Annotated in this window: 9 protein-coding genes; 5 read left to right on the top strand and 4 right to left on the bottom strand. The window is 61.8% G+C overall.

Going from position 1 to position 12,175, the window contains the following annotated elements:
* Positions 1 to 222: 222 nt before the first annotated feature.
* The 3 genes from EMO90_RS07225 to EMO90_RS07235 all read right to left on the bottom strand — a co-directional run bounded on the left by EMO90_RS07225 (position 223) and on the right by EMO90_RS07235 (position 3,411).
* The gene (locus EMO90_RS07225) at positions 223 to 1,317 is read right to left on the bottom strand and encodes a LacI family DNA-binding transcriptional regulator (protein ID WP_395953026.1); all 1,095 of its coding nucleotides are present in this window, start codon (positions 1,315 to 1,317) and stop codon (positions 223 to 225) included.
* Positions 1,318 to 1,378: 61 nt separating this feature from the next.
* Positions 1,379 to 2,308, bottom strand: coding sequence for an AraC family transcriptional regulator (locus EMO90_RS07230; protein WP_150353608.1), 930 nt, complete (start codon positions 2,306 to 2,308; stop codon positions 1,379 to 1,381).
* Positions 2,309 to 2,370: 62 nt separating this feature from the next.
* Entirely contained in the window at positions 2,371 to 3,411 is a 1,041-nt protein-coding gene (locus EMO90_RS07235; RefSeq protein ID WP_150353607.1) for a LacI family DNA-binding transcriptional regulator, read from the bottom strand.
* Between the two features lie 414 nt (positions 3,412 to 3,825).
* Here EMO90_RS07235 and EMO90_RS07240 point away from each other — a divergent pair, with 414 nt between their 5' ends.
* The 5 genes from EMO90_RS07240 to EMO90_RS07260 all read left to right on the top strand — a co-directional run bounded on the left by EMO90_RS07240 (position 3,826) and on the right by EMO90_RS07260 (position 10,061).
* Positions 3,826 to 5,436, top strand: coding sequence for a type 2 periplasmic-binding domain-containing protein (locus tag EMO90_RS07240; RefSeq protein ID WP_190971960.1), 1,611 nt, complete (start codon positions 3,826 to 3,828; stop codon positions 5,434 to 5,436).
* A 125-nt stretch (positions 5,437 to 5,561) separates the two neighbouring features.
* Entirely contained in the window at positions 5,562 to 6,530 is a 969-nt protein-coding gene (locus tag EMO90_RS07245; RefSeq protein WP_150353605.1) for an ABC transporter permease, read from the top strand.
* Between the two features lie 18 nt (positions 6,531 to 6,548).
* Complete coding sequence (locus tag EMO90_RS07250) at positions 6,549 to 7,505, top strand: carbohydrate ABC transporter permease (RefSeq protein WP_150353604.1); 957 nt, start codon at positions 6,549 to 6,551, stop codon at positions 7,503 to 7,505.
* A gap of 699 nt (positions 7,506 to 8,204) precedes the next feature.
* Positions 8,205 to 9,326 (top strand): glycoside hydrolase family 43 protein, encoded by a 1,122-nt coding sequence (locus tag EMO90_RS07255; RefSeq protein ID WP_150353603.1) that lies wholly within the window; start codon positions 8,205 to 8,207, stop codon positions 9,324 to 9,326.
* Between the two features lie 192 nt (positions 9,327 to 9,518).
* Positions 9,519 to 10,061, top strand: a complete 543-nt coding sequence (locus EMO90_RS07260; RefSeq protein WP_150353602.1) for a peroxiredoxin — start codon at positions 9,519 to 9,521, stop codon at positions 10,059 to 10,061.
* A 6-nt stretch (positions 10,062 to 10,067) separates the two neighbouring features.
* Here EMO90_RS07260 and EMO90_RS07265 read toward each other — a convergent pair whose 3' ends face one another.
* Positions 10,068 to 11,405: an NAD(P)/FAD-dependent oxidoreductase gene (locus tag EMO90_RS07265; protein ID WP_150353601.1), complete on the bottom strand. Its 1,338-nt coding sequence runs from the start codon at positions 11,403 to 11,405 to the stop codon at positions 10,068 to 10,070.
* Between the last annotated feature and the right edge of the window lie 770 nt (positions 11,406 to 12,175).

Genomic DNA, 12,175 nt, shown 5'->3' on the forward strand with positions numbered 1-12,175 from the left:
GCCCGTCAGGGCGCAGTCGAAGGATCCTTAATTCCCGCACTAACTGGAGCCACGGTTAAGTGCGTAATGGCCAAGGATCCTTCGACTCCACTTCGTTCCGCTCAGGATGACGAGGGTCTGCCCGATTCACGGCTCGGCGCTCAGGATGACGAGGGGCTGTCCGCTTTACGGCTTGGTGCTCAGGATGACGGGATAGAGACGCCGCTCCGAAGGGACGACGCGCTATCCTTGCCCGCCGGTCGACTCGCGCTCGATGACCGTGAAATCGGCGGTGAGCGTGCGCGGGGGCAACCCGGGGTCATCCGCTTCGCCGGATGCGATGGCGTCGATGCGGGAAGTGATCAGATCCAGGGCCTTGCGGGCTAGGTCCTGGAAATCCACGGCGACGGTGGACAGGGATGGCACGGTGTAGGCGGTTTCGTGGATGCCGTCCACGCCGATCACCTTCACATCGTCCGGCACGCTCAGCCCGCAGTCGGTGAGTCCACGCACGGCGCCCATGGAGACCAGATCGGTCATGCACAGCAGCGCATCGAATCGCGCTCCGCCCCGCACGGCGTCAATGATGGTCGTTCGCGCGGCCTCGGAGCTCCATGTGCAGGGGAGGAATCCGGCGGCTTCGGCGGTTTCATCCGTGGGGGAGCTGGATCCGCTCGCCAGCGCCTCGAAGAATCCGGTCAGTCGGCGTGCGGTCACCGTGTGCAGTCCGCGTGCCTGTTCCGGGCTCATACGATCGGCGCCCAGTACGGCAATGCGTCTGGCGCCTTGTCGCATCAGCAGCTCGGTTGCTTCCCGGACGCCTTCCGCACCCACACTGAGCACGGTGTCGAAGGCGCGCTCGGAAGGCGGAGTGCGATCGTCCAGCAGCACAATGGGCTTGCCTTGGGAAAGCGTGAGCAGATCGTCGTTGCTCAGGTGGCTGGCGGCGAAGATTGTGCCGTCGCAGAACTGGTTGGTCACATTGCGGAAGACCGCGCTTTCGCCTTCGCGCGTATAGCCCGTCTGCTGGGCGAGCACCTGTAGTCCGCGTCGGTCCGCCTCGTTGGTGATCGCCGAGACAAGGCTGGCGGTGTAGGGCAGATTGAGCTCGTACAGGGCCAGCCCGATGATGCCGGTGCGCCCGGTACGCAGGTTCTTGGCCGTGAGGTTGACCGTGTAGTGCAGTTTGCGGGCCGCTTTGAGCACCTGTTCGGCGGTTTCGGGGCGGATGCGCGGGTCGCCCCTGAGTGCGTAGGAGACGGTGGCGGGGGAGACCCCGGCCTCTTGCGCCACATCGCGTATGGTGACCATGAGACGACCTCTTCGTATGTAAACGATTCAAATCTATGGTTCCACCATAGCGTCGCCCCCGGTCGAATGCGCGTGGCCGTCGTCGTTGTCAGCGTGCGGCGGGCTCCGCGCCGGTGCTGGCGTATGACCGTTGGTTCTTTCTTGCGGTGGGTGGCTTGAACAGCTCCACCACCAGATCGTCCGGCTCGGTGAACTGCTCGCGGAATTCGCGCGGGCTCATGCCCATGATGCGCTTGAAGCTCTTGGAGAACGCGAACGGCGAGGAATAGCCGTACCGTTCGGCCAGCTGCGCGATCGAAGCCGCGCTGTGCCGCAGGTCCTCCGCGGCCTGGAACATCTTCGCCTTCATGATGAACACCTTTGGCGTGATCTTCAGATGGTCTTGGAACACCGTGCACAGGTAGGAGCGGCTGATGTACAGCGCGTCGGCCACGTCGTTCACCTGCAGCGGCTCGTTGATGTGCTCGTGGATGTAATTGACGGCGGCGTCCAGATACTTGTTGTCCTTGGGGTCGATGTCCTCCGCCACGGAGGTGACGGAGGCGACGAGGGTGGAGAGGAACGCCAGCATGAGTCCCTGCAGCATCATCGCGTTGGAATATGTACGATCCGCATAGGCGAGCATATGGCTTACGATCTCTTCGAACGGTTCGGTGTCCTCGACGTTGACCACGGGTCTGGCCACGGTGAATCTGCAGTGCTGGAGCACTTGGTTCGCGTCCTCGCCGTCGAAGATCACCCAGCACAGGCTCCATGCCTCAGGCGCATGGAAGTCGGTGTGGTAGAAAGCCGGAACGCCTTTGGGCACGGCCATGGCCTGACCGGCGTGGACCTTGTGGTTGACGCCGTCGAGCATGAATTCCCCTTGTCCGCGGAGCACCACCAGCACGCAGGTGCGGTCAAGCACATTCGGGCCCCACGAGGAGCGGGTGATGTCCCGTTCGATGGCGACGCTGCGGAAGTTGATGCGCAACGGCTTGACTTCGTGATTGATGGTGGTCTTCAGTGGCGTTGGCATATGTCCCTCGACGGCGAAGCTTGAATGCGACGATTATCAAGCCATTTTACTAGATGATGCCGCTACTTGGTCGATTCGCGTTCCACCAGCGTAAAGCCCACGATCGTGCGGGTGGGCGGCACCGGGTCTCCGGTGCGCTGGATCTGCTGCATGAGCGTCATCACCGCAAGCTGTGCGAGCTGGTCGATGTCCACGCGGATGGTGGTGAGGGAGGGGACGGTGAATTCGCCGCCGCGCACGCCGTCGAATCCGATCACTTTCACGTCGTCCGGCACGCGCACGCCCCGGTCCCTGAGCCCGCGTATCACGCCGAAGGCGGAGGAATCGTTGAGACACATGAGTCCGTCGAACGCCAGGCCATCCTCGGCGAGCCGGTGGCCCGCCTCCCGCCCGTATTCCTCCGTGAGGCCGGTTAGCGGGATCACGGTCGATTCGTCGTAGGTCAATCCAAGTTCCTGCAGGGCCGATTTGGCGCCGCGCAGACGCAGCTTTCTGGGTGAGGGATCCGTGAGAAACTCCGTTTTGGACATGAAAGGCGGGCCTACGATGCCGATGCGCTTGCAGCCGCGTTCGGCCAGATGACGGATGGCCGCGCGGGCTCCGTCCTCGTTGGGGAAGGTGATGGATGAGACCAGAGGTTGTTCATCGCATGAGTCGATGAGCACGGCGGGCTTGCCCTTGTTGATGCTGCTGACCAGCGCGCCGTTGAGGCTGGAGGCGTGGATGATCGCGCCATCGGAGAGTGCTCCGGCGATCCGGGTGTTGGCCAGTACCGATTCGGCCTCCTTGGAGGAATAGCCGGTCTGCTGCAGGAAGGGGAGCATGCCCTGATTGGTGATTGCGGTGGACAGCGCCTCGATCAGAGCCGAGTAAAAGGGAATATTGTATTCGTTGACGATCACCTGCACGATCCCGCTGCGCCCGGACTTGAGGATGGAGGCCGACGTGTTCGCCTCGTACCCGAGCCGGTTGGCCACGTCGATGATCATGCCACGGGTGGCTTCGCTCACGCCGGGCTTGCTGCGCAGCGCCTTGGAGACGGTCATCATGGAGACCCCCGCTTCGGCGGCGACGTCCTTGAGCGTTACCGAATTGCGTTTCATTGCGTTCCTTATGTAGGTGGTTGGCCAGTCCGCGGAGTTACGGTTAACCACGGCATTAACCTTCACAGCACAGATTATCGTTAACTTGACATTTGGTCCAAGTGACGGTGTGTTGAGGGCTTTGGGTTTGATCAAATTATCATCAGTATGTGGCAAAAGTATTGGAATATAAGCATTTTCGAAGTGTGATATCGGTTTCAAAGCGTACTCTACATTTGGATATGTTTTGTTGACGGAAGGATGTGAAATGCCAGTGCAAACGCTATAAACCGCCTTTATGATGATTAGCGTTAACCTTGAACAGCAAGGGGAGCACGGAGGCACAAGCCCCCGGGCGGGATGCCGAAACGGACAGGACGTTGTAGTCGGTCGAGGCATCGAAAGCATGAAGGAACATGCGAGAAAGGAACCAAGATGACCGTGAAGGGCACCAAGAAGAAGGCCGTCGCCGCAATCGCCGCGGTGAGCGCCCTGTCGATGATGCTGTCCGCCTGTGGCGGCAGCGGTGACGAGGCCGCGCAGCAGCTTGACAAAGATGGCAAGCCGCTGGTGAAGGTGATGTTCCAGAGCGCGTCCAACCAGACGATCGCCACCATGGGCACCTGGATCAACGGCCTGCAGGAGGCCTGCGGCTGCACGATCGAGTGGTCCGAGGTGCAGGACTCCCAGTGGACCCAGCAGAAGGCCGCCACGCTGGCGGGCGGCAACCCGGCCGATGTGTCCATCCGCGCCTACCACCCGTCCGACGCCCAGAAGTACCCGTTCTTCGAGGATCTGTCCCAGCACCTCGATCAGATGCCCAACGTGCAGGCGTTCTTCAAGGAGCAGCCGATCGCCAAGGGCATGGTCACCACCCCGGACGGCAAGATGTACACGCTGCCGCGTTACAGCGGCAAGCTGCAGCGCGCTTCCGGCCAGCATCTGTACATCAACAAGACCTGGCTGGACAAGCTGGGGCTGCAGGTCCCGCAGACCTGGGACGAGCTCTTCAAGGTCATGGAGGCCTTCAAGACCCAGGATCCGAACGGCAACGGTCAGGCGGACGAGATCCCCTACGCCATGCGCAACATCGGCACCAGCGAGATCGGCTGGTGGAGCCCGTTCCTGTTCCTGAACTCCACCGGCATCTCCACCCAGTTCAACAACAGCCCCTCCCGCTTCGGCGCCTACATCAAGGACGGCAAGGTCCAGAACTACTTGGTGTCCGACGAGTACCGCGATGTGATCGAGTTCCTGCACACCATGATCGAGAAGGGGTACAGCCCCAAGGACTCCCTGACCCAGCAGTCCTCCAAGTACTACGCCTCCCTGCAGGGCGCCGATGACAACAAGACCGCCACCGTGGGTCTTGCCATCACCAACATCGCCAGCGCCTTCGGCACCGGTCTGCAGGACCAGTACGAGGCCATCCCGTGGCCCGCCTCCAAGGCTGGCGTGACCGCCGTGGCCGACCACTCCCAGGATGAGGGTGCGTTCGAGGATTATGCCGTGGCCGTGCGCGAGGGCGCCCCGAACATGGACGCCATCCTCAAGCTCATCAACGCCATGTACGGCGAGGACCTGTCCGTCCAGCAGCGCTACGGCACCTTCGGCGATTGGGTGACCAAGGACGGTGACCACACCTACACCGTGAACGAGAAGCTCTTCAAGCTGACCGCCAATGAGAAGAGCCCGGCGTTCGCCGACCGCTTCGCCGGCTGGATCTCCGACGAATGGACCATCAAGGGCGACACCTCCAACGAGGATCTGCAGAAGGCCGATGCGATCTATGCCGACCAGCTCAAGGCCGTGGGCGACGACTACTTCCCGATCTCCCTTGTCCCGAGCGACGAGGACTCCACCACCCTGTCCAACAACTCCGCCACCTACCTGAGCGCGGCCCTGCCGAAGGTCGCCGACTGGATGCAGAACGGCGGTCTGGACGACGCCTCCTGGAAGGCCTACGTCGACAGCCTGCAGCCGCTGGGTCTGGACCAGAACAACCAGATCTGGCAGAAGTGGCTGGATGAAGCCAAGAAGAAGTGATCGTCTGATCCCTCCCATCGCGTGGGCTCCCTCTGGTGGGGAGCCCACCCTCTAACCGCTTGACTGTGAACGGTCCCGCCTGTTCGGGACCGGGCAATTCGCAAATCATCTACAAGGAAGAAGACATGGAATCCGTAAAGGAGAAGGGTGCGGGCGCCCCCGTTGTGGTGGACAATCTCGAAGCCCAGCGCAAAGCCCCACTGCCGGTGAAGATCGTCCGGCACTTCAAGAAATTCTGGCAGCTGTGGACCTTCGTACTGCCTGCGATGGTCTTCGTGATCATCTTCGCCTACGTGCCGATGTACGGTTTGGGTCTGGCCTTCAAGGACTACAACCCGAAGAAGGGTCTCGCCGGCGGCAAGTTCGTAGGACTCAAATACTTCAACCAATTCTTCCAGAATCCGCAGTTCTGGCCCATCATGCGCAACACGATCAACATCGCCGTGCAGACTGTGGCCTTCGGCTTCATCTTCCCCATCATTCTGGCCCTGCTTATCAACCAGATCCACTCCATGAAGGTGAAGAGCTTCGTGCAGACCATCACCTACATGCCCCACTTCATCTCCGTGGTGGTCATGGTCTCCATGATCAACATCTTCCTCACCCCCGACTCCGGCATCCTGGGCCGTTTCTTCGGCGAGCAGAGCTTATTGGCCTACCCGAACTGGTTCGCACCCATCTACTGGATCTCCGAGGTCTGGCAGCACTGCGGATGGAACTGCATCATCTACTTGGCTGCGTTGAGCTCCGTGGACGTCTCCCTGTATGAAGCCGCCAAGATCGACGGCGCAGGTCGTCTGCGCCTCATCTGGTCCGTCGATCTACCCACCATCATGCCCACCTGCGTGATCATGCTGATCCTGAACCTCGGCGGCATCCTGAGCGTCGGCTTCGACAAGACCTTCCTGCTCCAGAACGCGCTGAACGCGCCCGGATCCGAGGTGCTTTCCACCTTCGTGTACAAGATGGGTATCATGAACGGCCAGATTTCGCTGTCTACGGCGGTCGGCCTCTTCAACACCCTCATCAACTTCTGCTTCCTGGTGGCGGCCAACTTCATTTCGAAGAAGGTCTCCGACACCAGCATCTTCTAAGGACGGGTGAATCGAAAAATGTCACAGGCAATCAACGCTTCGGCCTCTCCCGCACCCCGCGTGGACTCCAGCGAAATCCCCTGGAACCCCAAGGTGCACCAGCGCCGCACCTTCTCCGACTGGGTCGTCGACATCGCCATCTGGGTGATTCTGACCCTGGTGGTCTTCGTGGTGCTCTATCCGCTGTGGTTCATCGTCATCGCCTCCTTCTCTGACCAGACGTACGTGGCTCAGGGACAGGTGCTGCTGTGGCCTAAGGGCTTCAATCTCAACGGCTATGAGATGGTGTTCGCGGACGGCCGCATCTGGCAGGGCTACTGGAACACGATCGTGTACTCGGTGGTGGGCACGGCCCTGAACATCGCTGTCACCATCCCGGCCGCATTCGCGCTGTCCCGTCGCGAATTCAAGCCCCGCCGCATCCTGATGTTCCTGTTCACGTTCACCATGTTCTTCGCCGGCGGCATGATCCCGAACTACCTGCTGTACAAGGAGCTGAACCTGCTCAACTCCATGTGGGTGTTCATCCTGCCCACAGCAGTCAACGTGTTCAACCTGATCGTGGCCCGTTCCTTCTTCGAGTCCTCGATCCCGAACGAGCTGTTCGAGGCCGCCCAGCTGGACGGCGAGAGCTACTACGGCTTCTTCTTCAAGATCGTCATCCCGCTGTCCGCCGCCATCATGGCTGTGATCATGCTGTACTACTTCGTGCAGCACTGGAACGACTTCGCCACCGGTCTTATCTATGTGAACAAGGCCGACAAGCAGCCGTTGCAGAACGTGCTGCGCGACATCCTGCTCGCCAACACGTCCCAGACCGGTAGTGCCATGATGAACGCCGCCCAGCAGCAGCTGTTCGCCGACCAGATCAAGTACGGCATCATCCTGGTCTCCACCCTGCCCCTGCTGATCCTCTACCCCTTCCTCCAGAAGTACTTCAACAAGGGCGTCATGATCGGAGCCGTGAAGGGCTGATAGCCCTTCAGGGAAGCGCAGTGCGCTTCCCGACGGCGCCGAGCGCAGGGCCTCGCCAATACGGGGCGAGGCCCGGAGCCAACGTTGAGCCTTCGCGAAGCGAAGTCCTTAATTGCAAGACCTGGAGGGGGCGCGGTCAAGGGCTGACGCGTTAAGCGCGGAGCCCGGTGGGCTCCGCGTAGCGTCAGCCTGAGCCGCCGCCAAGGCGGCGAAGGTCGGATTGAGTCTCGCCCGTAGGGCGAGTCCTTAATTGCAGGGCCGAAGGCGAGCCGTTTAGCGATGGCCATAGGGCCTTACCCGTCATCCTGAGCGAGCGGAGCGAGTCGAAGGATCCTTAACACGGTCCTCAGACCCGCACCCCACCCCATCTACATCCATCCATGGCGGATCGTGCCAAATCGATCGGCCGAACCAACACAGCGCGCGGCTGGGTGGTCTTCACCCTTCCATCCAGCCGGCCGCGCACTCCATAAATTAAGACTTACCCTTCCTTCCTTTCCATCCCGCCGCCCGTGCCGTTTTTTCTTCTTCCTGCGGCGCGGGCGGTTTTCTCTTTCCGGCTGCGGATCGGCGGCGCGCCGGCTATGTTGTATCGATTCACCGTTATGATCGGAACAACGTTGTACTTATCTGCCGTGCAAAGTGCGCGCAGAACGAGCGATCGTCATTGCGCGCTTCAGAGAAGGAGTCCCGCTAGCCATGTCCCAATCACCAACCGATCAGACGATCGTCCCCCAGCCGCAGGCACCGGCCGACCCGTACGGCTATCTGCTCGTCCACTTCATCGAGGATCCCGAGCACTATGCCGAGCGCATCTACCTCGACCGTTCCGACGGCGACGACGTGGAGCGCTGGATTCCGCTCAACGGCGGCAAGCCCGTGCTCACCTCCCCGCTCGGCACCAAGGGCGTGCGCGATCCGTACCTGACGCGCAACCCGGAAACCGGTCGCGTGTACATCATCGCCACCGATCTGCAGGTGTTCGCCGGCGGCCACGGGTCCGACTCCCATTCCGACTGGTGGGGCTTCTCGCATCACGGCAGCACGGATCTGATCATTTGGGAGAGCGACGATCTGGTCCATTGGAGCGAGCCGCGCGCGCTCGACGTTTCCGCCCTGCCCGATGGCGGTCACGCATCGCTTGGCATGGCTTGGGCCCCGGAGGCCTTGTGGGTGGCCGATTATTACCCCGAAGGCACGCCCGGTGGCCGTGGCGCTTTTGTGCTGTACTGGTCCAGCAAGGTCTTCGAGGCGGATGATCCCGATCACACCGCCGAGTCCTACGATCGCGTGCTGTGGGGCGCGACCCGCGACTTCACCAATAGCACGTTTGAATTCGGCGGCACGTTCATCGACCGCGGCCATCCCACGATCGACACCACCATGCTCCAGCGCCGCGCGGCCGACGGCCACATCCGCACGTATCGCGCCACCAAGGACAATGGTCCCGTTCCCGGTCAGGGCATCTGGCTGGATGCCACCGACGCTCCGCGCTGGTGGGAGCCAGACGCCAAGTGGGAGGTCATCCAGGAGGGTGTGGGCGCCGAATGGGCCCCGGACGGTCGCGCCGGCGGCCTTGAGGGACCGGCCCTGTTCTCCTCGCATACCGATGACCGCACGTTCATGTTCGTGGATGTGATTCCGTCGATCGGCTACCGTCCGATGGTCACCAGCGATCCCGACCATGGTTTCGACTATCTGCGCGACGACCACTTCTACATGGCCCCGCACACCAAGCACGGCGGCGTGATGAGCCTGTCCCGCGCCGAGTACGATCGGATCGTCGCCGCGGACGCCGCAGGCGAATTCGCCGAGCGCTGAGCCTGTCCGCTCCTCGGGGTGCCCTTCTTCGTCATCCTGAGCGCAGCGAAGGATCCTTCGTCATCTCGCACAAGGTCATAGTGCGCAAAGTTAAGGATCCTTCACTCCGTTCAGGATGACGGATATCTTTTCTGTCATCCTGAGCGTAGCGAAGGATCCTTCGGCTTCTCCCAGAATGACATTCCGACTACGATGTCGGGTATGAGCGAAGTACCAAACACCACTGCCAACGATCATCCCGAACGCCTTCAGCCGGGCCAGTCGGCTCCCGATTTCACCCTGCCCGCCGTGATGTCGGATAGGGAGGATGCGACGATCACCCTGTCCGATCTGCTGCGTGAAGGGCGCCGCGTGGTGTTGTATTTCTACCCGGCCGCCATGACGCCGGGCTGCACGACCGAGGCATGCGATTTTCGCGACAACCTCGCACGATTGGAAGGTCTTGGCGTCCGCGTGATCGGCGTCTCCAAGGATCCGGCGGACAAACTGCGCCGTTTCATCGAGCGCGATCACCTGACCTTCCCTCTGCTGAGCGATGTGGACCTTGCCGTGCACAAACTGTACGGCGCGTACGGGGAAAAGAAGCTGTACGGCAAGGTCCACGTGGGCGTGATCCGCTCCACCTTGGTCATTGAGCCCAACGGCTCCATCGCGATCGCCCGATACAACGTGCGTGCCAAGGGGCACGTCGAGTCGCTGATGAAGGCGATCGGAACGCTGGAGCCGTTGGGCTGAGTGCCATCAGGCCTCCGCGGCCGCCTTCATCGCCACCGCGCCCACGTAGTAGACCGGCTTGTCGAAGTTCGGCTGGAACAGGAAGTCCACGTTGGCCAGATCATCAATGGTGAAGTGGGCCTGAATCGCCATGGAGATCACGTTGGCCGCGCCGGAGACGTCCGCCTTGGCCAGGAACTGACCGCCCTTGACCTCGCGCGTGGCCGGGTCCCACGTGAGCAGGCTAGTCACCGGCGTGGTGGTGAGCATGAAGTCGGGACGGTAGTCGTCCACGAGCTCGGTCAGATGGACATTGACGCCTCGGCGGTCCGCGCCGCCCTTGGTCAGGCCGGATGCGGCGAGGGACAGATCGTACAGCTGGACAGCGGAGGTGGCCTGCGTGCCCATGTAGGCGCGCGTGGGCTTGTCGATGTTGCGTCCCACAAGCAGGCCCTGTCGAACCGCATTGGTGGCCAGCGGGATGTAGTCGTGCTTGCCGGTCGGGTTGTAGAACACGGTGGCGGAGTCACCGGCTGCATACACGTCCGGCACGCTGGCGCGCATGTATTTGTCCACGATGATCGCGCCGTTCGGCAGCATATCCACCTGCCCCTTGAGCAATTCGGTGGCTGGCAGGAATCCGACCGCAAGGATCGCGAAGTCTGCGGTGTACTCGCCCTTCTCGGTCACCACGGTGACGCCGTTGCCCGTGTCCTCGAACTTCGTCACTTTCTGTCCGAGCGCAAGCTCCACGCCGTGCGCCTCGAACTCATGCTCCACCTGCGTGGTGATCGGCTCGTCGAAGTTGTTGGCCAGTACGCGATCCATGGCGTCGACCAGCGTGGTTTTCACGCCGGCCAGGCTGAACTGCTCGGCCAGCTCGGCGCCGATGTAGCCGGAGCCCACCACCACGGCGGACTTGGCGGTCTTCGCGCGCTCCTTGATGGCCATGGCGTGATCCCAGTTCTTGCACAGCATCACGTGCTCGGAATCGATGCCGGGGATGGGCGGAATGACGGGCTTGGAGCCGGTGGTCACCACCAGCTTGTCGAACGCATAATCCTTCTCCTCGCCGGTTTCGAGATCCTTGGCATGAAGGGTCTTGCCGGCCGCGTCCACGGAAAGCACGTCGGTGCGCATGTGCATGGTGGCTCCGGCTGCGGCAAGGGCCTGCGGCGATGAGTAGAACATCTTCTTGGGATCGGACACGTGGTCGCCCACCCACAGTGCGATGCCGCACGAGAGGAACGAGAGCGTGCTGTTGCGCTCGAACACATGGACTTCCCAATCGGGATGCTCCTGGAGAATGGACTGCGCGGCGAACGTGCCGGCGTGCGTGCATCCGATGACGGCGACGGTGGTCATGGTTGAAGGCTCCTTTGTCTTGGATATCCCGCGCACCCTGTCCGTGCGCGGTGTCAGAACCAGACTAGCAAGTGGTTGGCGGTTTCGCGGGAAGCTTGCCGTTCTTGGCGTTGCGGCGCTGGGTTGCTGGGCATGGCGTGTGGCGGAGTCCCTCAGTCATCCTGAGCGGAGCCCGGAGGGCGGAGTCGAAGGATCCTTAGATCTTGTGCATTGGTTTACCGCGCCGGTCCGGCGTGGCCGGGCACCGTGGCGGGTTCCTTCCGTCATCCTGAGCGGAGCGGAGCGGAGTCGAAGGATCCTTAACCGTCGTGCGTTGGCTGGCCGCGCCGGTGGTGCCGGTCGGGGTGTTTGGGTGAATTTTGGGTGTCGTGTGTCTGACGGTTGTCCCGGCCGCGGGCGTGGCCGCTTCGCTGTGGTGTAGCGTTGGTGTCAGGACGCGGGTGTCGCCCGCGGGCGGGCCGGGTTTGGGTTCGGGCTGGCCTGTTGCGACACGCCGTGGGATCGTTGTGGTTCCAACGTTTCGCGCCCCGCTTGCGCATGCCGTTTTTGCGTGTTGGGCTTGGGTGGTGTATTGTTTCATCTGTTGCCGCCCGGCGCGGCCGATTCCCCCTTCAGTTTTGTTTGGTGGTGTTGGCGTGTCGTGGTGTGGTGGTTTGAGAACTCAAGAGTGTGTTTGTACTACTTTATGCTTGTATTTTTCTGGTTTGCCAGTCCGGTTCCCGCCTGACATCATTGCTGGTGTCGGGTCCCTTGAATGGGTTGAAGCGGGG

This window comes from Bifidobacterium vespertilionis, assembly GCF_008698145.1.
Taxonomy (GTDB): Bacteria; Actinomycetota; Actinomycetes; order Actinomycetales; family Bifidobacteriaceae; genus Bifidobacterium; species Bifidobacterium vespertilionis.

What these genes read in the sequence shown, in the direction of transcription:
- EMO90_RS07230 (WP_150353608.1), bottom strand. Translation starts at nt 2,308, where the DNA reads ATGCCAACGCCACTGAAGACCACCATCAATCACGAAGTCAAGCCGTTG.
- EMO90_RS07235 (WP_150353607.1), bottom strand. Translation starts at nt 3,411, where the DNA reads ATGAAACGCAATTCGGTAACGCTCAAGGACGTCGCCGCCGAAGCGGGG.
- EMO90_RS07240 (WP_190971960.1), top strand. Translation starts at nt 3,826, where the DNA reads ATGACCGTGAAGGGCACCAAGAAGAAGGCCGTCGCCGCAATCGCCGCG.
- EMO90_RS07245 (WP_150353605.1), top strand. Translation starts at nt 5,562, where the DNA reads ATGGAATCCGTAAAGGAGAAGGGTGCGGGCGCCCCCGTTGTGGTGGAC.
- EMO90_RS07250 (WP_150353604.1), top strand. Translation starts at nt 6,549, where the DNA reads ATGTCACAGGCAATCAACGCTTCGGCCTCTCCCGCACCCCGCGTGGAC.
- EMO90_RS07255 (WP_150353603.1), top strand. Translation starts at nt 8,205, where the DNA reads ATGTCCCAATCACCAACCGATCAGACGATCGTCCCCCAGCCGCAGGCA.
- EMO90_RS07260 (WP_150353602.1), top strand. Translation starts at nt 9,519, where the DNA reads ATGTCGGGTATGAGCGAAGTACCAAACACCACTGCCAACGATCATCCC.
- EMO90_RS07265 (WP_150353601.1), bottom strand. Translation starts at nt 11,405, where the DNA reads ATGACCACCGTCGCCGTCATCGGATGCACGCACGCCGGCACGTTCGCC.